The 25,224-nt window shown below is 44.8% G+C and carries 21 protein-coding genes and 3 tRNA genes; 18 read left to right on the top strand and 6 right to left on the bottom strand.

Going from position 1 to position 25,224, the window contains the following annotated elements; translation table 11 throughout:
* Nucleotide 1: 1 nt before the first annotated feature.
* From mrdA to ACXAFJ_RS02735, 8 genes are all read left to right on the top strand, one after another.
* Entirely contained in the window at nt 2-1,894 is a 1,893-nt protein-coding gene (mrdA, locus tag ACXAFJ_RS02770; protein ID WP_475321254.1) for a penicillin-binding protein 2, read from the top strand.
* On the top strand, nt 1,894-3,015 hold the full coding sequence (gene rodA, locus ACXAFJ_RS02765; RefSeq protein WP_475321253.1) for a rod shape-determining protein RodA: 1,122 nt from the start codon (nt 1,894-1,896) through the stop codon (nt 3,013-3,015). The genes mrdA and rodA overlap by 1 nt, the downstream gene beginning before the upstream one ends.
* Nucleotide 3,016: 1 nt before the next feature.
* Entirely contained in the window at nt 3,017-3,829 is an 813-nt protein-coding gene (locus tag ACXAFJ_RS02760; protein ID WP_475321251.1) for a septal ring lytic transglycosylase RlpA family protein, read from the top strand.
* A 43-nt stretch (nt 3,830-3,872) separates the two neighbouring features.
* Nucleotides 3,873-5,051, top strand: coding sequence for a serine hydrolase (locus ACXAFJ_RS02755; RefSeq protein ID WP_475321250.1), 1,179 nt, complete (start codon nt 3,873-3,875; stop codon nt 5,049-5,051).
* 136 nt (nt 5,052-5,187) lie between these two features.
* Complete coding sequence (gene ybeD, locus ACXAFJ_RS02750) at nt 5,188-5,466, top strand: DUF493 family protein YbeD (protein ID WP_475321248.1); 279 nt, start codon at nt 5,188-5,190, stop codon at nt 5,464-5,466.
* 171 nt (nt 5,467-5,637) lie between these two features.
* Nucleotides 5,638-6,279: a lipoyl(octanoyl) transferase LipB gene (gene lipB / locus ACXAFJ_RS02745; RefSeq protein WP_475321247.1), complete on the top strand. Its 642-nt coding sequence runs from the start codon at nt 5,638-5,640 to the stop codon at nt 6,277-6,279.
* A gap of 3 nt (nt 6,280-6,282) precedes the next feature.
* On the top strand, nt 6,283-7,248 hold the full coding sequence (gene lipA / locus ACXAFJ_RS02740) for a lipoyl synthase (protein WP_475321245.1): 966 nt from the start codon (nt 6,283-6,285) through the stop codon (nt 7,246-7,248).
* 167 nt (nt 7,249-7,415) lie between these two features.
* The gene (locus ACXAFJ_RS02735) at nt 7,416-7,748 is read left to right on the top strand and encodes a hypothetical protein (protein ID WP_475321244.1); all 333 of its coding nucleotides are present in this window, start codon (nt 7,416-7,418) and stop codon (nt 7,746-7,748) included.
* Between the two features lie 383 nt (nt 7,749-8,131).
* Here the strand turns inward: ACXAFJ_RS02735 and glyA are convergent, their stop codons facing one another.
* Nucleotides 8,132-9,382 carry a serine hydroxymethyltransferase gene (glyA, locus tag ACXAFJ_RS02730; protein ID WP_475321243.1) on the bottom strand — a complete coding sequence of 417 codons (1,251 nt, stop codon included), beginning with the start codon at nt 9,380-9,382 and terminating at the stop codon, nt 8,132-8,134.
* 332 nt (nt 9,383-9,714) lie between these two features.
* On the opposite strand from glyA, the gene ACXAFJ_RS02725 reads away from it, so the two are divergent.
* The gene (locus ACXAFJ_RS02725) at nt 9,715-10,314 is read left to right on the top strand and encodes a YitT family protein (RefSeq protein ID WP_475321241.1); all 600 of its coding nucleotides are present in this window, start codon (nt 9,715-9,717) and stop codon (nt 10,312-10,314) included.
* A gap of 29 nt (nt 10,315-10,343) precedes the next feature.
* Here ACXAFJ_RS02725 and ACXAFJ_RS02720 read toward each other — a convergent pair whose 3' ends face one another.
* The gene (locus ACXAFJ_RS02720; protein ID WP_475321240.1) at nt 10,344-13,454 is read right to left on the bottom strand and encodes a multidrug efflux RND transporter permease subunit; all 3,111 of its coding nucleotides are present in this window, start codon (nt 13,452-13,454) and stop codon (nt 10,344-10,346) included.
* A 25-nt stretch (nt 13,455-13,479) separates the two neighbouring features.
* Nucleotides 13,480-14,559 (bottom strand): efflux RND transporter periplasmic adaptor subunit, encoded by a 1,080-nt coding sequence (locus ACXAFJ_RS02715; RefSeq protein ID WP_475321239.1) that lies wholly within the window; start codon nt 14,557-14,559, stop codon nt 13,480-13,482.
* A 264-nt stretch (nt 14,560-14,823) separates the two neighbouring features.
* On the opposite strand from ACXAFJ_RS02715, the gene ACXAFJ_RS02710 reads away from it, so the two are divergent.
* The 3 genes from ACXAFJ_RS02710 (at nt 14,824) to ACXAFJ_RS02700 (ending at nt 15,230) form a co-directional block, all read left to right on the top strand.
* A tRNA-Tyr gene (locus tag ACXAFJ_RS02710) sits at nt 14,824-14,908 on the top strand.
* Nucleotides 14,909-14,983: 75 nt separating this feature from the next.
* Nucleotides 14,984-15,068, top strand: a tRNA-Tyr gene (locus ACXAFJ_RS02705).
* A 77-nt stretch (nt 15,069-15,145) separates the two neighbouring features.
* A tRNA-Tyr gene (locus tag ACXAFJ_RS02700) sits at nt 15,146-15,230 on the top strand.
* 129 nt (nt 15,231-15,359) lie between these two features.
* Here ACXAFJ_RS02700 and gmhB read toward each other — a convergent pair.
* Nucleotides 15,360-15,911 carry a D-glycero-beta-D-manno-heptose 1,7-bisphosphate 7-phosphatase gene (gmhB, locus tag ACXAFJ_RS02695; protein ID WP_475321237.1) on the bottom strand — a complete coding sequence of 184 codons (552 nt, stop codon included), beginning with the start codon at nt 15,909-15,911 and terminating at the stop codon, nt 15,360-15,362.
* A gap of 227 nt (nt 15,912-16,138) precedes the next feature.
* Between gmhB and metN the strand changes: the two genes are divergently transcribed.
* From metN to ACXAFJ_RS02680, 3 genes are all read left to right on the top strand, one after another.
* The gene (metN, locus tag ACXAFJ_RS02690; RefSeq protein ID WP_475321236.1) at nt 16,139-17,173 is read left to right on the top strand and encodes a methionine ABC transporter ATP-binding protein MetN; all 1,035 of its coding nucleotides are present in this window, start codon (nt 16,139-16,141) and stop codon (nt 17,171-17,173) included.
* The gene (locus ACXAFJ_RS02685) at nt 17,163-17,840 is read left to right on the top strand and encodes a methionine ABC transporter permease (protein WP_475321235.1); all 678 of its coding nucleotides are present in this window, start codon (nt 17,163-17,165) and stop codon (nt 17,838-17,840) included. Before metN ends, ACXAFJ_RS02685 begins: the two co-directional genes overlap by 11 nt.
* A 91-nt stretch (nt 17,841-17,931) precedes the next feature.
* Entirely contained in the window at nt 17,932-18,735 is an 804-nt protein-coding gene (locus tag ACXAFJ_RS02680) for a MetQ/NlpA family lipoprotein (protein ID WP_475321233.1), read from the top strand.
* 74 nt (nt 18,736-18,809) lie between these two features.
* On the opposite strand, the gene ACXAFJ_RS02675 is transcribed toward ACXAFJ_RS02680, so the two are convergent.
* Together ACXAFJ_RS02675 and syd are read right to left on the bottom strand one after the other, a co-directional pair.
* Nucleotides 18,810-19,586, bottom strand: a complete 777-nt coding sequence (locus ACXAFJ_RS02675) for a Zn-ribbon-containing protein (RefSeq protein ID WP_475321232.1) — start codon at nt 19,584-19,586, stop codon at nt 18,810-18,812.
* 2 nt (nt 19,587-19,588) lie between these two features.
* The gene (syd, locus tag ACXAFJ_RS02670) at nt 19,589-20,134 is read right to left on the bottom strand and encodes a SecY-interacting protein (RefSeq protein ID WP_475321231.1); all 546 of its coding nucleotides are present in this window, start codon (nt 20,132-20,134) and stop codon (nt 19,589-19,591) included.
* A 138-nt stretch (nt 20,135-20,272) separates the two neighbouring features.
* On the opposite strand from syd, the gene queF reads away from it, so the two are divergent.
* The 3 genes from queF (at nt 20,273) to ACXAFJ_RS02655 (ending at nt 25,084) form a co-directional block, all read left to right on the top strand.
* Nucleotides 20,273-21,121, top strand: a complete 849-nt coding sequence (queF, locus tag ACXAFJ_RS02665) for an NADPH-dependent 7-cyano-7-deazaguanine reductase QueF (protein ID WP_475321229.1) — start codon at nt 20,273-20,275, stop codon at nt 21,119-21,121.
* A 7-nt stretch (nt 21,122-21,128) separates the two neighbouring features.
* Nucleotides 21,129-23,417, top strand: coding sequence for a tetratricopeptide repeat protein (locus ACXAFJ_RS02660; RefSeq protein WP_475321228.1), 2,289 nt, complete (start codon nt 21,129-21,131; stop codon nt 23,415-23,417).
* Between the two features lie 104 nt (nt 23,418-23,521).
* Nucleotides 23,522-25,084, top strand: coding sequence for a GGDEF domain-containing protein (locus ACXAFJ_RS02655; protein ID WP_475321227.1), 1,563 nt, complete (start codon nt 23,522-23,524; stop codon nt 25,082-25,084).
* The last annotated feature ends 140 nt before the right edge of the window (nt 25,085-25,224 follow it).

Here is a 25,224-nt window from a genome sequence, read left to right as displayed (position 1 = left end):
GATGAGAATGCGAACTCAAATCCGCGATTACCAGAAAGAGTCATCGCTCTTTGCTCGAAGAGCCGTGGTTGCGTTTTTGGGCATTCTAGTCTTGATGAGCGTCTTGCTTTTCAACCTCTACAACATTCAAGTTAATCAATTCCAAGATTACCAAACTCGAAGTAATGACAATCGAATTAAAGTCGTTCCGATAGCTCCCAATCGCGGTCTAATCTACGATCGAAATGGCAACTTACTCGCAGAAAACCGCCCCGTTTTTACGCTGGAAGTGATTCCTGAAAAAGTAAAAGACATTGACGATTTACTGCTGAGGTTGCGCAATGTCCTCGATATTACCGATGATCAAGTCGCGCGATTTGAAAAAGAAAAACGTCAAAATAGACGTTTTAAGTCTATTCCGCTCATTACTCAAATGACCGAGCAAGAGGTTGCCAGGTTTTCAGTAAGACAACACGAGTTTCCTGGGGTATCCGTCAACGCCAGTTTAAAACGCTATTACCCCTACAGCGACGTGCTCACGCATGTTATTGGGTACGTGTCTCGCATTAATGACCGAGACGTGGCTCGCCTTGAACGCGAAGATAAATTGGCCAATTACCAAGCCACGCGAGATATCGGTAAGCTCGGTATTGAGCGTTATTACGAAGACCTATTGCACGGCACTGCTGGGTATCAAGAGGTCGAGGTCAATAGTCGAGGCCGAGTAATTCGCACACTAAAACACGTTCCACCTGTTCCGGGTAAAGACATTGTTCTCAATTTAGATATCGAGCTACAGCAATACATTCACAAGCAGCTTGAAGGTCGCCGTGGCGGTGTCGTGGTACTCGATCCGAACGATAACGGCGTTTTAGCTATGGTATCGAGCCCGAGCTATGACCCGAACTCGTTTGTACACGGCATTTCAACAAAGGATTATCGGGCACTGCTCGAAGATCGCAATCGTCCTCTGGTCAACCGTATTACTATGGGTATCTACCCTCCCGGTTCAACCATCAAACCTATGCTAGCCGTCGCCGCGCTTCAAGAAGGGGTAATTACGCCAAACACCACACGAAATAATCCTGGTTTCTGGCGGATTCCCAACTCAGAATCACGAGCATTCCGCGACTGGACCCGTTGGGGACACGGACGAGTCGACGTAGTCAAATCAATTGAAGAATCGGTCAACACCTTCTTTTATCAGGTCGCTTATGACCTAGGTATCGATCGCTTATCAACATGGATGATGAGATTTGGATTCGGCTCACACACTGGTATAGATATCCACGAAGAAAACCCCGCCAATATGCCGACTCGTGAGTGGAAGATGGCTCGATATCGCACACCTTGGTACAAGGGTGACACCATTCCAGTTGGCATCGGTCAAGGGTATTGGACCTCGACCCCAATGCAAATTGCTAAAGCAACCTCCGTAATGGTCACTCAAGGGGAAGTAATGGCACCGCACTTACTGCGTGCCACCATTGAAAATGGCGAACGCTTTGATACTCACACCTTAAGCGAATACGAAACCTTCCCACCAATCAACGATGTGCAGAAGCGATATTGGGATCTCTCTGCTCGTGGTATGTATCTGGTTAACCATGGTAAAAAAGGGACCTCAAGACGCGCTTTTCGGGGTATGGATTACAAAACCGCTGGAAAATCAGGAACGGCGCAGGTATTTGGTTTGGCTGACGATCAAGAGTACAACGCCGATGAGCTTGATGAGCGCTTACACGATGACGCGCTCTACACCGGATTTGCCCCTTATGAAAATCCAGAAGTCGTCGTTACCGTTGTCTTAGAAAACGCGGGTGGCGGTTCCTCTCAAGCGGCCCCAATTGTGCGGAAAATCTTTGACCATGCCATATTAGGCCCAAAACCAAAACAAGATGAGGTGAATGAGTAATGGACTTTGATCCGGCAACTGGTCAAAACCGCTCTCGGTTTGAAAAAATCCATCTGGACTTGCCACTTCTACTTGCAGTTTTCGCGCTGATGGGTTTTGGGCTACTTATTATGTATAGCGCCAGTGGCCAGAGTGAGGCCATGATGGAAGGTCAAATAAAGCGAATGATCTTTTCCGTAGTCGTCATGTTGTTTCTGGCTCAAATTCCTCCGCGGACGTACCAGACCTTCGCTCCAGTACTGTTTGTCACAGGTATTGGATTGTTGATTGCGGTTTTGTTATTTGGAGATGCATCTAAAGGAGCACAGCGCTGGCTCAATTTGGGGTTTATTCGCTTTCAACCATCTGAATTATTGAAGCTAGCCGTTCCATTGATGGTGGCCCGATATATAGGCCAACGCTCACTACCACCGAGCTTTCAAACACTTATAGTTACGTTAACTATGGTTTTCTTGCCAACAATTCTGATTGCAAAGCAACCCGACCTAGGCACCTCGATCCTTATCGCCGCCTCGGGTATTTTTGTGATTTTCCTTGCCGGAATCAGTTGGAAAATTATTGGTGCTGCTTTGGTTGGTTTAGGTGCCTTTATTCCATTGATGTGGTTCTTCTTGATGCGGGAGTATCAAAAGGTTCGCGTTCGCACGCTGTTTGATCCTGAATCTGACCCACTCGGCGCTGGTTATCACATTATACAAAGCAAAATTGCTATTGGGTCGGGAGGTCTGTCTGGCAAAGGTTGGCTGCAAGGCACTCAATCTCAACTCGAGTTTTTACCCGAGCGCCACACCGATTTTATTTTTGCGGTGGTCGCGGAGGAATGGGGCTTTTTCGGCATCCTGCTGCTTTTCGGTATCTACCTGTTTATTATTGGTCGCGGGCTTATTTTGGCTTCTCGAGCGCAAACAGCGTTTGGACGAATGATGGCCGGAAGCATTGTTTTGTCATTTTTTGTTTATGTGTTTGTAAATATCGGTATGGTCAGTGGTTTGCTGCCCGTGGTTGGTGTACCGTTACCGCTGATCAGTTACGGTGGCACCTCCATGGTCACCTTGATGGCGGGTTTTGGAATTTTGATGTCTATCCATACCCACAGAAAAGCATTTTCTAAGGCAACTTAATATGTTCGGTCTTATCTCAAACAACAAGTTCACGATTGGCCTAGCCCTTACTGCGTCTATGATTTTGGCTGGATGTAGCAGTGCGCCTAGCTCACAAAGTCGCTATTCGATGAAACACGACAAAGGTCCAGAAGAACCCGTCGATCTTGGACATATTGAAGATGCTATCCCAAAGTACGAACCTTATAGTCGTGGTGGCAATAAAGATTACACGCTATTTGGGGTGCGCTATGAAATAGTCGAAGACCCAGTCGGTTTTACTGAAAAAGGCATCGCCTCCTGGTACGGCAAGAAGTTTCATGGCCACAAAACCTCCAATGGCGAAACCTATGACATGTACTCGATGACCGCAGCGCATAAAACGCTACCCTTACCAAGCTATGTGAAAGTCAAGAATCTCGATAACGGAAAAACCACCATAGTCCGAGTCAATGACCGTGGCCCATTTCACCAAGGGCGCATTATTGACCTAAGTTATGCTGCGGCTACCAAGCTGGATGTGGTCCGTACTGGCACTGCCAATGTTGAGATAGAAGTGATATCAGTCAACAAAACGGCAGACACTTTACCTATCAAGGGTTCAACTCAGCTCGTTATTCAGGTAGCCTCTTCTAAAAACCAAGAACGAATCTCAGAACTACTCGCTCAACTGACACAAAAGCTATCGACACAAGGCTTTGTCACTGAAGAAGCGTCATTTTATCGAGCGCTAGTCGGTCCGTTTGATGACCAGACACTGACACAATCGGTGTTGGAGCAAATTAAACAGCTTGGTTACGAAACCGCATTTATCAAAGAGCAGCGAGTTAAATAACTCATGTCGCTGCTATAACTAATTAACTCAATCAGAATTGATGATGAAAAAAATACCACTACTTTCTAAGGCTTTATTGTCTGGCGTCGCAGTTGCTACTTCTTTCTCCGCTTTTGCCTCTCCAATTGTTGTACCAGATCCACCGCAAATTTCCGCCAAAGGCTACATTCTGATGGATTTCCACTCTGGAAAAATCTTGGCGGAAAAAGAAAAAGACACCCAGTTGTTCCCTGCTAGTTTGACCAAAATGATGACCAGCTATGTGATTGGTCAGGAGCTTGAGCAAGGGAAAATCTCTCTTGAAGACGAAGTGACCATTAGCAAAAACGCGTGGGCTAAGAACTTTCCTGATTCTTCAAAAATGTTCATCGAAGTCGGCACCAAAGTCACTGTGGAGGACTTGAACCGCGGTATTATCGTCCAATCGGGTAACGATGCATGTGTTGCTATGGCAGAACACATTGCTGGCTCTGAAGACGCGTTTGTTGACTTAATGAATGCATGGGCCGATAGCCTGGGCATGGAAAATACCCACTTTGCTAACTCTCACGGTTTGGATGATGGCAAAGAGAAACCGTATTCCACTCCTTATGACATGGCTAAATTGGGTGCTGCGCTAATTCGTGACGTACCTGATGAATATCGCATCTACTCGGAGAAAAAATTCACTTACAACGACATTACCCAATACAACCGAAATGGACTACTTTGGGATAAGAGTATGAATGTGGACGGCATCAAAACGGGCCACACGAGTAAAGCTGGTTACAGTTTAGTGAGCTCGGCTACCGAAGGTAAGATGCGCCTAGTCGCTGTAGTCATGGGCGCACAAAGTGCGAACGCTCGTAAAGCAGAAAGTAAAAAGCTATTGAGCTACGGCTTCCGTTTCTTTGAAACCGTAGCACCGCATAAAGCTGGTGAAACCTTCGTTGAAGAAAAAATCTGGATGGGAGATAAAGACATGGTTTCTTTAGGTGTTGATACCGACACTTATGTCACCCTACCGCGCGGTCAAGCTAAGAAACTTAAAGCTTCATTTGTCCTGGAAAAAGAACTGCAGGCACCTATTCGCAAAGGTGACGTAGTCGGTAAATTATTCTATCAACTAGAAGACGAAGATGTTGCCGAATACCCATTACTTGCCCTCGAAGATGTGGAAGAAGGTAGCTTGTTCAGCCGTCTTTGGGATTACATCGTTCTATTGTTCAAAGGCTTGTTCTAAGCTCACAAATGTACCGACAAAAAGCCGCTCGACTGAGCGGCTTTTGTTTTTGTTGTGCTTTGCCGTTTCACTTGAGATCCACGCTTTTAGAAAGTAACATTCCCGTCAGATTAGCAACACCATTGGAATACATACCATGCTGAACATTAACTCTGATGCGAAATTAAAAGACCTACTTGAGTTTCCTTGCTCGTTTACTTATAAGGTCATGGGATATGCCAAGCCTGAGCTACCAGAGAAAGTTCTTGCGGTGATTCAAAAGCACGCGCCCGGCGATTACAGCCCCAAAGTAAAACCAAGCGCGAAAGGCAATTACCACTCTGTATCCGTTACCATTACGGCGACATCAATTGAACAAGTGGAAACCCTTTATAAAGAGCTGGGCGACATTGATATTGTTCGCATGGTTCTATAATTAATTTAATTATTAAAATATTTTTGAAAGCAGCAATTGCTGCTTTCTTTATATTTATCAAATAGATAAAAATCCGCAGATTTTAGCTGGTTAAAAAACTGTTACTGGAATGTAGTCCAAAACTCCGAATCAGTTTATAATCTGCCCTGCTTGTGCTTTAAAGGTAGTCGTATGCAAAATAAACTCATTGTCAAACAGCTAGGAAGGCAGGATTATCAACCTATCTGGCAGGCCATGCATGAGTTTACCGATACCCGTGACGAGTCCACCACCGATGAAATTTGGTTGGTCGAGCACAATCCCGTGTTTACTCAAGGGCAAGCGGGCAAAGTTGAGCACTTATTGAACCCAGGTGATATTCCTGTGGTAAAAAGTGACCGCGGTGGTCAAGTGACCTACCACGGGCCAGGCCAATTGGTGGCTTATTGCCTGTTAAACTTACGCAACAAAAAGCTAGGGGTGCGCGATTTAGTCACCTACCTAGAAACTGCGATTGTAAACACATTGGCTAAGTTTGATATTGAATCTGCCGCCAAAGCGGATGCACCGGGCGTTTATGTGAATGACAAAAAGATTTGTTCACTAGGTCTTAGAATTCGTAAGGGGTGTTCTTTTCATGGTTTGGCATTGAATATCAACATGGATTTGTCGCCCTTTTTAAGAATTAACCCGTGTGGTTATGCTGGCATGGAAATGGTGCAAGTTTCTGACTTTAATAGCACCGTTCAACAATCAGAAATTGAACAACAACTGATCCTTGAGTTGTCAGAATTACTACAATACCCAGATATTGAATACATCACAGAAGCATAGTTCATGAGCAAACCGATTCAAATGGAACGAGGCGTTAAGTACCGCGACGCCGACAAGATGGCACTGATTCCTGTAAAGAACATGCCAGTTGAGCAGAAAGAAATCCTGCGCAAGCCTGAATGGATGAAAATCAAGCTTCCTTCAGACAGCCATCGTATTAAAGAAATCAAATCGGCGATGCGCAAGAACAATCTACACTCGGTTTGTGAAGAAGCCTCTTGTCCAAACTTGGCGGAATGTTTCAACCACGGAACGGCAACCTTTATGATCTTGGGTGCAATTTGTACGCGTCGTTGCCCATTCTGCGATGTTGCGCACGGCCGACCTTTAGCCGTCGATCCACAAGAGCCGAAAAAGCTCGCCCAAACAATCAAAGATATGAAGCTCAAGTACGTAGTGATTACCTCGGTGGATCGCGATGATTTGCGCGATGGCGGCGCTCAGCACTTTGCTGATTGTAACCGTGAAATCCGCGAGCTGAACCCGCATATCAAGATCGAAACCTTGGTTCCGGACTTCCGTGGTCGCATGGATGTGGCGCTAGAGCTACTAAAAGATAATCCACCAGATGTGTTTAACCACAACTTGGAAACGGCGCCTCGTCTGTATCGTAAAGCTCGTCCGGGTGCCAACTACAAGTGGTCACTTGAACTGCTTCGCAAGTTTAAAGAACAGCACCCAGATGTGCCGACTAAGTCTGGCTTGATGATGGGCTTGGGCGAAACTAAAGAAGAGATCGTTGAAGTGCTTAAAGATTTGCGCGCTCACGGTGTGACTATGCTAACGCTGGGACAATATTTGGCGCCAAGTCGTCACCACTTGCCGGTTGAACGTTATGTGCCACCAGCCGAGTTCGACGAGTTGAAAGAAATCGCACTTGAGCTTGGATTTACCCACGCAGCTTGTGGTCCTTTCGTGCGTTCTTCTTACCACGCTGATCTACAAGCGCAGGGCATCGAAGTCGCCTAGTTGTATCATTGCGTAGACTTTGTGTGACAAATTGACAGGGCCGGTAGAACACTGGCCCTTTTTTATTGTCCAATGGTCACAAGCTAAAAAATTAGATTCTTGAAACTGCGTTGGCCTTTATATAGGCTTTGAAGCATTCCAACTTAAAATCATAAGGAACGGAAACCATGAAATTGTCAGTTATTTCCGCCGCAGCAGCTGTTGCTTTATTGGCGGGTTGCTCAAGCACTACTCAACAAGATAACTATATGGATGCATCGTTCGAACTCTGTAACACCGAAGTAAAGACCTACTCGGTCAGTGACGATGGCCGCGTGCGTATTGTATGTGCCGACAGTTCGAAGTTTGCGCTACGCAGTGAAGAAACTCTCGATGTCATGCGTGAAATTAACGCCAACTACTGCAGTGGTGAGGGGCTATCCAAGTTCAACGAAAGCTCACGTTACTACCAGTTCCGTTGTAAGTCAGGCGAAACCATCAGCATCAATAAAGAAGAGTAAACAAGCCTTGTATTACAGTAAGCTTAGGGCGTGTTGACCTTTCGAGGTTAAATTTTGTTCGGACTAGGCGTCCCCAGAAAAAAGCGTTTTAATCGCGGCGAGAGGTTTGTAGCCTAGTCATTCTAAGCAAAACACCTCTCAACAAAGAGTAAAACGCTTTTAGCCCGGGGCGCGCAGCCGAACCCTACGGGCAGCGTTTGTGGCTCCTTTCTACGGCGTTATCGGCTTATCGAGTAGAATAACTACACATCAAAGCCTCTGCCTTGTATAAAGAACCCACAAACTGCTGCAAAAATCAGCTCGAAAGGTCAACACGCCCTAGTCACTAAAAACAAAAAACCGTTGCCAATAGCAACGGTTTTTTATTAATAGAGGTGCCGTAATTAGGCGTAAACTGGTAGACGCTTACAAATCTCTAGAACTTTTGCTTTAGTTGCATTGATAACGTCTTCACTTTCAACGTTATCCAATACATCACACATCCAATCCGCTAGATTCTTAGCATCTTCTTCAGTAAAGCCACGACGAGTGATCGCCGGTGTACCAACACGAATACCAGATGTCACAAACGGGCTGCGTGGATCGTTTGGTACTGAGTTTTTGTTAACTGTGATGTTAGCAGAACCTAAAGCCGCATCCGCTTCTTTACCTGTGATTCCTTTGTCAATCAAGTCAACGAGGAACAAGTGGTTTTCAGTACTGTTAGAAACGATCTTGTAACCACGCTCTTGGAATTGAGCAACCATAGCTTTGGCGTTTTTCACCACGCGAGCTTGGTAAGCTTTGAATTCAGGCTCCATCGCTTCTTTAAATGCTACCGCTTTCGCTGCAATCACGTGCATCAAAGGACCACCTTGACCGCCAGGGAAAACTGCTGAATTTAGTTTCTTGTAAAGCTCTTCACCGCCATTAGAGATGATAAGACCACCGCGTGGGCCACCTAATGTTTTGTGAGTTGTGGTAGTTACAACATGAGCATGTGGAACTGGTGTTGGGTACTCACCAGCAGCAATCAAGCCAGCTACGTGCGCCATATCGACAAAGAAGTAAGCGTCGACTTTGTCTGCGATTTCACGCATGCGAGCCCAGTCAACGATTTGCGAGTAAGCAGAGAAACCACCAATGATCATTTTTGGCTTGTGCTCTAGTGCTAGTGCTTCCATTTCGTCGTAGTTGATCTGACCACTCTCATCGATGCCGTATGGAATCACATTGTAGTGTTTACCAGAGAAGTTAACTGGTGAACCGTGAGTCAAGTGACCACCGTGTGCCAAGCTCATACCTAATACAGTGTCACCTGGGTTAAGTAGCGCCATGTACACTGCGCTGTTGGCTTGAGAGCCTGAGTGAGGCTGAACGTTCGCATACTCAGCGCCGTAAAGCTTACAAGCACGCTCAATTGCCAAAGCTTCTGCTTTGTCCACGTACTCACAACCACCGTAGTAACGCTTACCTGGGTAACCTTCAGCGTATTTGTTAGTAAGTTGAGAGCCTTGCGCTTCCATTACACGTGGGCTTGTGTAGTTTTCAGAAGCGATCAACTCGATGTGCTCTTCTTGGCGTAGAGTTTCTTCCTGAATCGCATTGAACAATTCTGGATCGTAATCTGCGATATTCATATCACGCTTAAGCATCTCTATCTCCTGCTTGAAATTTGTAGTTAAAATGCTAGAAAAACTGCACAACGACCAAAAGCAAACGTTTTCGTCACTGATTTATGTGGCGTAGTCTACATAATTTGATCTTGGTCATAAAGTAAAAAATCCACTTTTTAACATGCAGTTTTTTCATGTTCCTTGGTCAATCACCGTGTCTAGATTTACTAGAAAATTCTGTATTTACAGTACGTACATTATTTAGAACATAGATGTACCTTAATTTTGTCTTAGCGACTACCTCTGATACACGGTTTTTTCTAAAATTCACCCGCCCAAAAAGATCATCACCAGTAAAGAGAATTCGAGTAATGACCTCCCACAGCCGTAAAGAAAACTGGATAGCTATTCTGACCGGGACTTTTTTGGTCGCCCAAGGTGTCTATTTTCTACAGGTCGGCTCTCTACTTACTGGCGGAACGGCAGGACTAGCCTTATTGCTGAGTCAATTTTTTCCTTTCACCTTCGGCGTGGTGTATTTTTCAATAAACCTACCGTTTTACATATTAGGCTGGAAACGGTTTGGCAAATCTTTTGCCTTGAGTTCAGCCATTTCCGGTGCATTGGTCTCTCTATTCGCCGACCACCTATCCCATCTCATTGCCGTCTCAACCATTCATCCTGCCTACTGCGCGATTGCCGGTGGGCTGTTAATGGGATTAGGCATGCTGATTTTGTTTCGTCATCACTCAAGTCTCGGTGGATTCAACGTATTATGTCTATACATCCAAGAGCGCTGGGGAATTTCTGTTGGTAAAACTCAGCTTGCCATCGACGCTACCATTTTATTGAGTTCTTGGATCTTGTTTGATTCATCCATCATTTTGTGGTCAATCCTCGGTGTAGCGGCGCTAAACATGGTGCTCGCAATGAACCACAAACCCAACCGCTACGGGGTTTCTTTTTCTTAAATTGACTTCTCAGTGAGTTAAATTGCCCCTCAATGAGATAACCGAGATTTACTGTGCTTATTCAGTTCATCTTTAAGTCTGGATGCTGTGTGGCCCGGTGATTGCGTTTTAGCGGCCAAAATTCGATACATGGCGGGAATCACCAGCAAAGTGATCAAACTGGCAAAACTCATACCCGCAAAAATGACCGTACCGACCGCAATTCGGCTTTCGTAGCCCGCACCGGTTGATAAGACAAGTGGCAAAGTACCAACAATTGTGGTGACCGCCGTCATGACAATAGGACGAAGACGACGCTTCGAAGCTTCAATAATGGCTTGCTCGAATTCAAAACCTTTATCTCTAAGTTGGTTCGCAAATTCGACAATTAGAATGCCATTTTTGGTTACCATCCCAATCAGCATTAACATACCAATTTGACTGTAGATACTTATACTCTGCTCAAAGAGCAGAATACCTAGCAGTCCTCCCAGTAACCCAAGTGGGACCGTCAACATAACAACAAACGGGTTAACAAAACTCTCAAATTGGGCGGCTAACACCAAGTATGCAACCAGCAAAGCTAACGCGAACACTAAGCCTATTCCAGCTTGGTTTTCTTTGAACTGTTTGGATTCGCCGGAATAATCGACCGAGATATCAATCGGCAGCTGTTGTTGAGCTTGTTGATCTAAAAACGCCAGCGCTTCTCCTAATGTCACGCCTTCATTTAAGTTGGCACTCAAGGTAATCGCTTTTTTCTTATCGTAGTGTGACAACCGAATTGAAGAACCCCGCTCTTCTGTGGTAACAACATTGGCTAAACTGACCGCTTCCCCAGTGCGAGAGCGCAGATACACTTTGGCAAGATCATCAGCACTGTTAAACTGCTGCTCGTCACCTCTCAAATATACATCGTACTCTTGCCCTCTTTGAACAAAGGTGGTTTGTGCAGTGCCACCTAACAAGACTTCAAGTGTTTGCGAGATGTCTTCCACCGTGAGTCCTAATCGTGATGCGCGTTCTGGGTCGACATTGACTACTAACTCGGGGCTGTTTTCCGAAAAGTTGATGCTGGCACCATTCATTAAATCGGAATCTTCAGCAGCTTGTTTGAGTTTTTCTGCCCAGATTTTGAGAGATTGATAGTCGGCTCCGGCGAGTACAAATTGCACAGGTTCGTTGGATCGCCCTCTAAAACCCGGCACAAATGGAAATGCTCTTACATCCGGAATACCAGATATGGCGCGGCGAACTTTACCAACAATTTGATTGGCTGTTTCTTGCCTTTGCTGCCAATCTTTCAAAATCATGATGACAAAACCGGTTTGGTCTCCAGCATTGCCACCAAACGCCGGTGTTTGAATACTAAAGGACCGCAAAGTGCCATCTTCTACCAACGGCAGCAACCGAGATTCGATGATCTCCATATTGCCAACCATGCGATCGTAACTGGTGGCATCGGCGCCTCTAACAAACGCAAACAACACACCTCGGTCTTCGCTTGGGGTTAGCTGGACTGGAGTTTGCTGGAACAAATGAATCGTACCGCCAATACACCCCAGAATAAAAAGCGGGGCCAGCCAGCGTAGCTTCATTACATAACTTAACAGCTTGCTATAAGCTGACTCGAACAGTGTAAAGCCGGAATCAATAACTCTTTGAGCCCAGTTGCGTTGTTGGTTAGCAGTTAAAAATTTGCTCCCCAGCACAGGCGTTAGGGTCAAAGCAATCAAAGATGAAATGATAACCGCCATCGACAGTAATACGGCAAACTCGGTAAACAGCAGACCTATCGTGCCATCAATCAGTGATAGCGGTAAAAACACCATCACTAGCACTAGTGTGGTAGAAACCACTGCAAATCCCACTTCTCTGGTTCCAAGGTAAGCAGCAGCAAGTGGTGATTCACCTTTTTCAATATGGCGATACATGTTCTCGACCACGACAATCGCATCATCCACAATCAAGCCGACGGACAAAATTAAAGCCATCAAGGTGACTAAGTTGATACTAAAACCAAACGCATTGGCAGCGATAAAAGCGGCTAGAAGTGAAACGGGCACGGTTATCGCGGGAATCAGTGCCGCTCGAAACCGCCCTAGAAACAGCAATAACACCAAGACCACCGCAGCGCCACTGATAAACAGCGTGGTGTATACCTCTTGAATAGAACGTTCAATAAAGATTGTGGCATCGTAGTCAATAGTTAAGCGGGTGCCCTCAGGCAAAAACTCTTGTAGCTGCGTAACTTGGTTTCGAACCAGTTCGGCAACATCCAAAGGATTCGAGTTTGATTGAGTAATGATTCCCAAACTGACATTAACGACGCCATTACTTTTAAATGTGGAGGTCTCATTCTGCGCGCCCACTTGGACAGTAGCGATATCGCGCAGAAAAACCGTAACATCTGATTGAGATTGACGCACCACTAAATTTTCGAAGTCTTCGGCATCGGTATAAGCTTTGTCGATTCTGACAGACATTGTTGTGGTTTGATTGCGAATCTCACCCGCTGGCGCTTCAAGATTTGCACTTCGCAGTGCGCTAATCACATCTTGAGTAGTAACATTGCGTCCAGCCATCAATACCGGGTCTAGCTCAACGTACATGACTTTTTTAAGTCCACCTGACACATTGACCGTGCTGACCCCGGGAATCAAACTAAACCTGTCTAATAACACTCGCTCAACATAGTCAGTAAGCTGAACTCTATCCAAATTGTCGGATTGCAGATTGATATAAATCGAGGGCCGACCCTCACCATTGTTTCGGAAAATCAGAGGTGTACTTGCTTCAGAGGGTAAGGCACGCGCTGCTCGCGCAACCGCATCGCGAACGTCGCTGATCCCAGTGCTGAGATCATGCCCGGCTTTAAAGGTAATGGTAATGCGAGAAGAGCTAGTCCGAGTCGTTGACGTAATTTCGTCGATACCATCGATTCCGGAAAGCTGATCTTCTAGCACTGAGGTTATTTTGCTCTCGATAATCGTGGCGGACGCCCCATCATAGCGGGTGCTGATCGACACAACCGGATTTTCGATGTCCGGCATTTCCCTTACCGACAATTGATAAAAGGAGACAATACCAAAAACACACAACAGCAAGCTCAATACCACTGCAGCAACCGGTCTTTTTACTGACACATCAGACAAAATCATAATCTAACCCTTAGTGCGCGATGCGTTAATCGGTTGTTGCTGACGATTTAGGTGTCGATTTTGAATCAGCAGCTCGAGCACCTGAACGCTTTATCGTGACCCCAGGACGCATATTAACTAAGCCCTCAACCACTACTTCATCTCCCGGTTGTAATCCCGATGTGATTGCAATGCGCTGATCAAACCGCTCCCCTAGCGTCACTTCAATTTGATTTGCCTTATCTCCATCGACCCGATATACAAAGCGCTTGGTACCTGAATATTGGATTGACTGAACTGGTACGGTGGTCACTTTCGCCTCTGAAAGAGGAACGGTGACGCGAGCGAGCATTCCCGGTTTAAGTTGAAGGTTTGTGTTTTCGAATTTGAGCCGAGCAATAGCGGTTAAGCTTTGTTTATCAAGCCGAGAATCCAGATAAGCAATGCTGCCTGAAAACTCAACATCAGGGCTTGCATCCACTTCAGCGTTAACCAACATTTTTTCGGAAAGCAGGTTCAGCTGTTTTTCTGGAACCGAAACATCGACATACACCTGTTCCACGTTATCCAGCGACAGCAATACTTGTCCGCTCGAGACCAGTTGGCCTTTCGACAAGTCGACCAAACCGATGCGACCAGTAAAAGGCGCTCGAATAAAACGTTGCTGATGGCGAACCTGCGCAACTTCTGCTCTAGCTTGCGCAATTTCTACTTTTGATGATTGGCGGTCGAGTTCAGTTTTGCTTACTGCATTGCGGCTATTTAGCGCCTGTAACTCCGTCAAAATTCGTTGCTCGTTTTTGAGTTCAGCTTGCTTTTCACGCCACTCGGCTAAGGTTTGCTGATGTTCAAGCGTCACAACAAGGTCGCCCTGTTGAACCTGTTGGCTAGACACAACATGCACTGTTTCGATTTTTCCTGCAACTTCGGATGCGATGTCAACGCTGTTTCTTGCCTTCACATTGCCAATCAAGAATAAAGAACGATTTTCCGCTTTCTCTTCTACCACGGCTGTAGTTACCGTAACGGCTCTGGGCCCGCGCTGTGCGATAGCATCAAACTGAATGAGCAGCGTAAAGGCTAAAAAAGCCAATAGCCGTATTTTCTTTGTGATGTCGTTATTCATGGTTCAAGCTCTGTATTTGGTAGTGAACTCGGGTACAAATGACGGCGCAAGTTACTGTTATTAATGTTTAACCATAGTGATAGATACGAGTACCAGATAGGTTTGGCGCAGTTTTTATTCTAAGTTTTGGCAAGCTTTGTTGAAAAAGGCAGCATTCAACTTAAATTAGTCACAAAACGCTTTACAGGGTAAAACAGTTTGCTATGATGCGCTCCGCACTTGAGCGATGTGTTGGGAAAACATCGGATTAAGTATAAAAATCCTGGAGGGGTTCCCGAGTGGCCAAAGGGAGCAGACTGTAAATCTGCCGGCACTGCCTTCGATGGTTCGAATCCGTCCCCCTCCACCATATTTTCTGACTGAGCTAAGCTCAGTCAAACTTGAAATCATGTGTTGGGAAAACGTGAAACAAGTATAAAACCCTGGAGGGGTTCCCGAGTGGCCAAAGGGAGCAGACTGTAAATCTGCCGGCACTGCCTTCGATGGTTCGAATCCGTCCCCCTCCACCATATTTTCTGACCGAGCTAAGCTTGGTCAAAACTTGAATCCATGTGTTGGGAAAACACGGAACAAGTATAAAAACCCTGGAGGGGTTCCCGAGTGGCCAAAGGGAGCAGACTGTAAATCTGCCGGCACTGCCTTCGATGGTTCGAATCCGTCCCCCTCCACCATATTTAACCAGCCTAACGGCTGGTTTTTTCGTTTTTGGCTCTCAAAAATATCTAACTCACGAATAAATAACAAAAATCAGGAACAAAAAAGGGATCTTAACGATCCCTTTGATACAAAAATTCTTTTCATTATTTGGCTAAAAATGCTGGGACATCGGCAATACTGTCTAATACAGCGGTTGCAAGCGCTTCACCCTTATCAGTGATCGGTTTACCAGTACGCACTAACAAACGAGTTGCCACTCCCGCCGCTTCAGCAGCCATCATGTCTTCTGCTTTGTCGCCAACCATGACGGATTTCGCCATATCAATCTTCAAGAAGTCTTTGGCGCTATTGAGCATCCCCGGTTTAGGTTTTCGACAATCTGAGTCTTTTTTGTATTTGCCCACTCCTTTTTCTGGGTGATACGGCGAATAATAAAATCCATCAAACTCCACTCCATGATCAACAAAATTCCAGTCCATCCACTGAGTAAGAGATAAGAATCTGTCTTCGCTAAACATGCCGCGCGCAATACCAGATTGATTCGTCACCAGTACCAAAAGGTAACCCATTTCCTTTAGCTTTCGAGTGGCTTCAAATACACCTTCTATAAATTCAAAGTCGTGTTCGTCATGGACATAGCCATGATCGACATTGATAACACCATCTCTATCTAAAAAAACTGCGGGTTTAGCCAAAATATTACTCTGCGATTTGTCTGCATTAATGGAAAAATTATCGCACGCTTTATGTCAATCATCACTATCTAATTCCGAATCGATTGGGCTTAAAAACTCATTTAGACGTCTAGACGTAAAAATATCTATTGACACAAATCAGCTAAACCAATAGCATCAGCTACTAATTGAGACTTACATCAACATTTTGTGCTGCTTTCCTGCAACAGTACGGTATAGGCATATACATGATTGAAATTAAAGAAGTTAACAAAACTTTTTATCAAGGCGACAAGGAAATTAACGCCTTGAAAGACATCAACTTAACGGTTGATCAGGGAACTATCTTTGGCGTGATCGGTTCCTCTGGTGCAGGGAAGAGTACGCTAATTCGCTGTGTGAATATGTTGGAAAGCCCAACATCAGGCAAGGTCTTCGTCGATGGTATCGAGCTAACTGCACTAAACAAAAAGCAGCTTAGCGAGCAGCGACGTAATATTGGAATGATATTCCAGCACTTTAACCTGCTCTCATCGCGAACCGTATTTGATAATGTTGCACTGCCACTAGAGTTAGCAGGCGTAAATAAAGCGGCCATTGAATCTAAAGTTACAGAGCTTTTAGCCCTGGTTGGATTATCCGACAAGCGCGAGACCTATCCAGCAAACCTAAGTGGCGGTCAAAAGCAACGTGTGGCTATTGCCCGTGCATTGTCTTCTGATCCAAAGGTTTTGCTGTGTGATGAAGCAACGAGTGCTCTGGATCCGGCTACGACACAGTCTATATTGGACCTACTGCGAGAAATTAACCGCAAACTTAAAATCACTATCTTGCTGATCACTCACGAGATGGATGTAGTCAAAAGTATCTGTCACAAGGTTGCCATTATTGGTGATGGTGAGTTGGTTGAACAAGGCACAGTAGGCGAAATTTTTGCACACCCAAAGACAGAGCTTGCCCACAACTTTATCCGTTCAACATTAGATCTTTCTATTCCAGAGGACTATCAAGTTCGCCTCCAGAAAGAGCGAGTTGAAGGTAGTTATCCGCTTGTAAGATTAGAATTTACTGGCGCGACGGTAGACACACCTTTAATGTCACAAATTTCACGTAAGTTTAATATCGATATTGCAATCCTGAGTTCTGATCTCGATTACGCAGGTGGCGTGAAGTTCGGAATGATGGTGGCAGAGCTATTCGGTAGTGCTGAAGACGATGAAGCGGCGATTCAATATCTACGAGATCACAATGTAAAAGTAGAGGTGCTAGGTTATGTCCTTTGATTCACTAGTAGGCTGGTTTAACCAAAACATCGACCTGTTGCTGGGTGCAACATGGGAAACCATTTACATGTGTGTGGTGGCAGGTGTTGTAGGCTTTGCGTTTGGTATCCCGCTAGGCGTCATCCTACATGTCACCAAAAAAGGTGGGCTACTTGAAAACGTTCAATTGAATTCTGTATTAGGTGCGATTGTTAACGTTGGCCGTTCAGTACCTTTCTTGGTATTGATGGTTGCGATAATCCCAGTAACTAAACTACTCGTGGGAAGCTTTATTGGTACGTCAGCTGCGATTGTTCCACTTACTATTGGTGCAATCCCATTCATTGCGCGTTTGATAGAAGGCGCACTATTAGAAGTACCAACCGGACTGGTAGAAGCTGCTCAATCTATGGGAGCAACGCCAGTACAGATCATTACTAAGGTACTGATTCCAGAAGCACTGCCAACCATAGTTAACTCGGTCACCATTACTATGGTTACCCTAGTCAGCTACTCTGCAATGGCCGGAACCGTAGGCGGCGGGGGCTTAGGTGATGTTGCGATTCGCTACGGATTCCACCGTTATGACAGCGTGATCATGATGGTCACAGTCGTAATGCTGATTGTTCTGGTACAAATTATTCAAACTATTGGTGATGCCATCGTTCGACGAGTGGACCATCGATAAATTTAAATCAAGCCGGATCTCATCCTGCTTTATAAAACGAACATTTTGGCAATTTATTTGCCGACAAGCCCAATTCAATAAGGAGATAGTCATGAAATTTGGTCTTAAAAGTCTATTGGCTGTTGCCGCTTCAGCGCTAGTTTTGACTGGCTGTGGCGAAGACGAAGTCGACAACAGCAAAATCAAAGTTGGTGTAATGGCAGGTGCTGAAGCTCAAGTTGCTGAAGTTGCTGCTAAAGTTGCAAAAGAAAAATACGGTCTAGAAGTAGAGCTAGTGACGTTCACTGACTACGTAACGCCAAACGCAGCGCTAGATGACGGTTCTATCGACATCAACGCATTCCAGCACAAGCCATACCTAGATAAGCAAGTTGCTGACCGCGGCTACAAGCTAACTATCGCTGGTAATACTTTTGTATACCCAATTGCTGGTTACTCTAAAGAAGTTAAGTCTGTAGACGAAATTCAAAGCGATGCTCGTATTGCTGTACCAAACGATCCAACTAACCTAGGCCGTTCTCTTCTTCTACTTGAGCAACAAGGTCTGCTTAAGCTAAAAGAAGGTGTTGGTCTACTAGCAACAGTTCGCGATATCGTTGAAAACCCAAAGAACATCACGATTGTTGAACTTGATGCAGCTCAGCTTCCACGTGCACTTGACGATGTAGCACTAGCTATCATCAACACGACTTACGCGAGCTCTATCGACCTAACGCCAACTAAAGACGGTGTATTTGTTGAAGACAAAGACTCTCCATACGTTAACCTTGTGGTTGCTCGTGAAGACAACATCAACCAAGAAAACGTACAGAACTTTGTTAAAGCATACCAAACAGAAGAAGTTCACCAGTTTGCTTTGGAAATCTTCAAAGGTGGTGTAGTGAAAGGTTGGTAATCACCAATATTTATCACTATAAACACAAAAAAGCCCGCGATTGCGGGCTTTTTGCTATTTACGTATCAACTCTACTACTTTAAGTGATCCCAAGAGATATTGGATAACAGCCTGCAATCATCACATTTGAAATGAAACATATCGTGGATTGGTTCTTCCAGTAACCAATCACCACCACACTTAGGGCACTTTCTTGCACGCTCAGATTCTAGGCTTTCACCACCCACTCTATATTGATAGTAATAGGTTGGAATCTTAGTAATGTATTCAATTCGACCTCTCAGCCCCCAGCCTCGTTTAAACAGCACACTATCAACGTCGCAAATCTCGTGTAGGGCAGCATGTTCAGCGCGACAGCCTCCCGCCATCTGAAGTTCATCACAAGCTTGCCATTCCGTTTGCCATTTGATTACCGCTTTATGATCTCCATTTAGAGTCGCTGGGTTTCTGTATAGCGGAATCGGCAACATGCTATCGCCATCGCGAAGTGGCGAGCAGGTATGCACATAAGTTGTGTAAAAAATTTGCCAATCAGGCGTTTCGTCAGGTGATGACGCTTCAGAATTTAAATCTTGGCCAAGAACCCGAATTTTTGGTGACAGTACTTTTGCTTCTGAAAGGCGATGCAAACACACTTTCACAAAATCAGAATGGTAGTTGGGGTGTAAGCTATCTTGTTCAGGACAAACGGCGCGTACTGTAAAGGTTCCATCGCCGATAACAATCGGAAACTCACGCCCTAATACTTGGCCATTATAGCGCAGTGCGTCCATCAAACCGTTAATAGAACGCTCAACCGCGGTCACGGTTGTATCATCAAAACACTCAAACTGAAGTTCAACAACAAACATAGTTAAATCGCTGGCTCCAAGTCTTTAAGAAACTCTGCAACACTGCTTGCCAACACGTCTCGTTTGTCTGTACCTAAGCGCTCTAAAATTACTTCTCCAGATAGATTACATATTGAAATGACATCCAGTTCAGCATCGGTTGCGGCAATAAAAACGGTGGGTTTCAGTTTTAATCGGCGTTGAGTAACGAGATGCCCCAGAACATTTTCTTGCAAACGAGTGAAGTCGTCATCGCTCCATACTTGCAGCAAAGTCAATTCGTTACCTTGCCAAGTAGCGTTCATGTCTGCTGCCATTTGGCTGCCGTAAAAGTCTTTGATGTCGGAGTGAAGTATTAGCTCAATCCCCGTTTCTACATTGGTAAAATCCAAAGCAGATGGCAACTGATAAGGGAGCCACTCTACGTAGTCTTGAGTTTTGTTTTCGACGCAAGGGGAAACCAACTCCACCAACTCTTCATTTCTTGGTAAAGAGTCTTTCTGAGAACGGTAGAACTCGACATAACGATTCGAAAACTCGAACAAGGCTTCTGCCACGGATGAATCCATCAATCACTCCAATTCTTTATCAGTGAACTACAATGGCAAACTTGCCACTCGCAACCGTTTGCTTTTTCAAGAGCTAATGACACTGTGTCAGGGATTGCGTAAAATTTGGAATATTCTAATCGATATCCCGATCAAAGTATGACTAAATATTCGAAAGCCAAGGAACTGGAAGGCTTAACACTTGGCCAAAAAACCGATTACGCTAACCAATACGATGCGTCACTATTGCAAGCCGTACCAAGAAGCCTAAACCGCAATGACCTAAATTTAGGTGATGAACTTCCCTTCTACGGCTGTGATATCTGGACCTTGTATGAGCTGTCTTGGTTAAACCAATCGGGTGTGCCGCAAGTCGCGATCGGCGAAGTAAGACTGCCGGCAACCTCCCCCAATCTGATTGAGTCCAAATCATTTAAGTTGTACCTCAACAGTTTGAATCAAACGCAGTTTGCCTCCTTCGATGAGGTAGTGAATGTACTGACCAAGGATTTGTCAGCTTGTGCAGGTGAAGCCGTCTTGGTTAATTTGCAAAAAGTCACCGAGTTTGAAGGACAGACGATTGTTCCTATGGCTGGCGAGTGTATCGATGAACAAGACATTCGCATCGAGAGCTATCAGTTTGACGAAGCACTACTCGTCAACGCGTCTGACAACAACGATATAGTTTCAGAAGCTCTTCACAGCCACCTATTGAAATCCAATTGCTTGATCACTAATCAGCCTGATTGGGGTAGTGTTGAAATACGCTATCGTGGGGCAAAAATCGATAGAGAAGCCTTGCTGCGCTACTTGATTTCATTTCGTGAACACAATGAATTCCACGAACAATGTGTCGAGCGAATCTTTACTGACATCATGAAATACTGCTCTCCTTCTGAACTTTCGGTCTATGCTCGATATACTCGACGAGGCGGGTTAGACATCAACCCTTATCGCTCCACTTCAGAGACCATGCCATCACACAATCACCGTATGGCAAGACAGTAGGTTAATTATGAGTGCACCTTGCTTTTCGCGCTGGCAGCGCTTTGTTTTAATCGTGGTTATGCTGCCGTTGAGCTTATTTGTATCTAGCGCTAACGCTGACAAGGTGCACAGCTCGGTATTACTCAACGAGGCCAAAAACTTAGTAGGAGTGGTACCAGAACAAGCCAAACGCTTGGCATCGAGCTATTTAAAGCAAAGAGTGCTGGCCGAAGAAACAGAAAAAAGCCCATCGACGATTTCACGAGAAGATACCGACAGTCGTATTCGAACTCCATCTGGAACAATCAATGCATTGCACATTATTGCCAGTGCTGAAAGCGAACTCGGTAACTTTCGCGGTGCGTTAGCGGCCTTGCTTGAAGCGAATGCCCTTGCCGAACGCCACAAGCTGCACTTTTCTCAGTTGTATACTGAAATACTCACCGTTCAACTGCGGTGGAATAATGATCGCGACCGCGACAGTGCTTTAAACAGCTCGCAGCGTCTATTGGATAAACTAGAGCAAATCGAATTGTCTGCGAGTGACAAAAATATCCTGAGCTACCATTTGGGTATGTTTCGGGCCGATATCGCGTCGCAAACGGGCGAATTTGAACAAGCGAATACGCTATACAGCGACCAACAGGAACGACTGACTAATCAGGATATTCAAACGGAACTGGAATATCACATAACCGTTGGTGCGCATTATCTGCGCCACAAATCCTATGAGAATGCGTTAAGCGCATTATTGATTGCTTATTGGCAGTCAATCGACAGTGACCAAAGCCTTTATCTGGCCAAGGCCAATAGACTGCTGGCTGAACTGTTTTTTGATCGCAATGTTTTAGACAAAGCGATTGAGCATTTACTGCAAGCGGCAGACTTCTACGATAACTATGAAGAATCTCCTATATTGCCACCCGTTTTAAAACTCATGGGGGATATTTATTATCAGCAAGGTAAGTACAACCTAGCGTTAGTTCACTTTTTCAATGTAATTGATCAGGAGAACATCCGTCACGATATTCACAGTGTGATTGACGTACGTCTGTCGCTGGCAAAAACCTACCTGCAGCTCTATAACATCCCGCTTGCTGAGCAATACCTAGATCGCGCTTTGTCTCTGCTGGAATATGTATCCATCCCTCACCTGCAAGCCAACGCTTTATTATTGAAATCAGGCATTGCCTACAATCAAAAGCAATCTAAACTCGCGATCAGTCGTGCAAACCAGGCATTGCAGATCGCCAAATCTCAGGCCTTATCATCAGTGCAACGAGAAGGCTATCAGCTGCTCTATATGAGCTATCAACAAGACGGCCGCTTTGATTTAGCGCTCGAGGCACTTGAAAAGCTGAACAAGTTAAATCGACTCGAACAAATTGAATTAAATAATCTCAGTGAACAAGCGTTCCGCAGACAAAAAGAATTTATTGAACAAGGTTTGCATTTACAGGCTCAGCAATCGTTATTGAGTCATCAAACTGAGCAGTTTGAAAAATTTCGAAACTTTTCTTACGGCCTATTTATTTTAAGCTTTGTATTACTGGTCTTGTATTTGCGACGAGGTCAGATCCTAAAAAATAACCAAGAAGACATTGATGCGTTGAGCGACCGGCTATTTACGCACTCACGATCTGGGCTAGCAAATTTGCGAATGCTGCACGCCAAATTGCCGAGTAATACCGAAGAGTCGAGCTATTCAGTCGACAAATGGTCGATTAGCGATTTAATCCATGAACCACTTCATGACAAGTTAAGATTTGCCATGATTGATCTCCCTATGCTGCGCAGTTTGTTTTTGCACAGTGGTTATCATCAAGGATTAAAGTTAGAGCGAGTATTGGGCGATTTCCTTAAACAAAAAGTTGCTGAGCCTGCGCGTTTATTTCACTTTTCCGATGCCACTCTAATTTATGTTGAGCCCAATGAAGATAGGGATACTGAGCCTCAACAACTCATTGAAAAAATCCAACAGTGGATTCGCGAATTTGCAGAGGAGCAAAACCTTTCACCTGTGGTGCGCTTAGGTATTGCCGATTACCCTTTTTTACCCAAAGCCTATACCGCTATTAATGACAAAGAAATGATGGATATTTTGCTGCTGGCTACTCATGCAGCTCGTGAATTAAGCTTGGCGGAAAACCAAAGTCACTGGGTGTATTTAAAAGCGATTGATAATGCACCGGCTGCAAGTTTAGCCAATGGAAATATTCGCCATTCTTGCTCTCAAGCGATAGAAAAAGGCTTAATAAAAGTACAGTGTTCAGCAGATAATGAGGAGTGCATCAAAAAAACATTACAAGGTGAGTAAAATATCATCAAACAAAGCACGCTCACCGTGACGCGGTAATTTTATTTGTTATTATCGATAGATTATTTAATAGCTACGTTCGTTTTGGCGACCCCTAGGTTTGCATGAGCGCCCCTGAAAAAGACTTTCACTCTCAAATTATTGATCTCAAAGCACAACTGCAAGAGTTGCGTTTGACACAGAGAGACAGCTCGTTCAAATTTAATAGAGAGCTGCAAGCGCTTTCTCGTTTAATCACGTCATTGAGCTTTGCCTGCTCTCGAGACAATCCAAGATTAAACGAGGGCTTGGACGATCTTAGACAAGCAATAGAACAAAAAAGAGACATTTCAGAGCTCATACCTCGTTTAGCGGTTTTGGATCGCATGCTAAAACAACAGACGATGGCTATGGACAAACATTCAACGAATCTTGATCACCAAGTACGGCACTCTGGTGAAACTTTGCTGCGCATTCCGGGCCTTCCTGCTCGTATCAAGCGCGACCTTCGTGACATTCTCAGTTATTCCGGTGACGCATCTGTTGTTAAATCCGAACCCGCTCTAAAACTACTCAACATTTACGAACGTTCGGTAAAAATCATTACCGCCAATCCTGATACTGCGATCAGTGAACTCAATAACAGTGCTGACCGAGAACTACTCACTCGATTGAGCGAAGAGTTGCAGGGATTGATCAACGAGTTGGATTTCGACGGTGAATCAGGTGATTTACTGTCTGATATCCGCGCTAAGCTGCTGATGGGCACTGGTACTCACGCTCTGCTAGAACTGACGTTGCAAACGCTCAAGCTCGTGGTCGATGGCACCAAATTTGAACGAAAAACCTCTGAGAAGTTTCTAACTCAAGTTAATGATTCGTTGTCCAATACACTAAACAGCAGTGTTAAAAACGTTGAGCAAAGTGAAAGCTATTTTGAGCAGCGCCAAACCACCAATAAAGAATTGTCATCTTTGTTGGGCCAATCTCAAGACAAACTCAACAACGCCAGTTCTTTGGAAAATGTAAAATCAGGTTTGCAGCCTTTGTTTGACCAATTGACTCAGCTTTCAGAACGTGTCGCACATGCTGAAGAACGGGAACAAGCACTGATAGATCGCATGTTGCATTCCAAAAATCAGCTGCAAGCACTATTTGAAATCACTCAAGACCAAAGGCGTCGTTTGGAAGCTCAAAGCGAGCGGATGCTTCGCGATCCACTGACCGGTGTTTTCAATCGCCCTGCTTTTAATGACAAACTAGAAATTGAATACCGACGCTGGATTCGTAATCAGCACTCATTACGTTTGGTATTTCTAGATATTGATAACTTCAAATCGATCAATGACAGTTTTGGCTACACCGCTGGTGATAAAGCATTAAAAATTATTGCCCGTACGATTAAAAATGAAATCTCCGAACACGACACCTTGGCGCGTTTCTCTGGGGAAGAGTTTATTTTGTTATTACCAGAACGGGACGACCAAGCTTGTTTCGATTTGGTTCAACGAGTACAGCAGCAAGTTGCTAAGTTGCCGTTCAAGTTCCGCGACAAGCAACTCAAAATTACTATTTCCATCTCCAGTACTCTGTTTAAAGATTCCGACACTCCGGAGGAAGTCTTAGATAGGGTCAATCGCCTTATCACTCAAGCTAAAAAACAAGGCCCACAGCAACTTATTTGGTAGATTTTTTAAAAACATCTCCATATATGCCCAAATAACTGAATTGATTATTTATCAAACAGTTAGATTTCACTTTCCTCCGTGCTCTGCTAATCTTACTGATAGAGCAATTAACCACCAACTTCATTCAAATAGTTTGTTTA

Source organism: Vibrio sp. ABH4_348, from assembly GCF_056159765.1.
The sequence above is the reverse complement of the archived record's forward strand: the minus strand, read 5'-3'. Positions and strand labels throughout refer to the sequence as shown.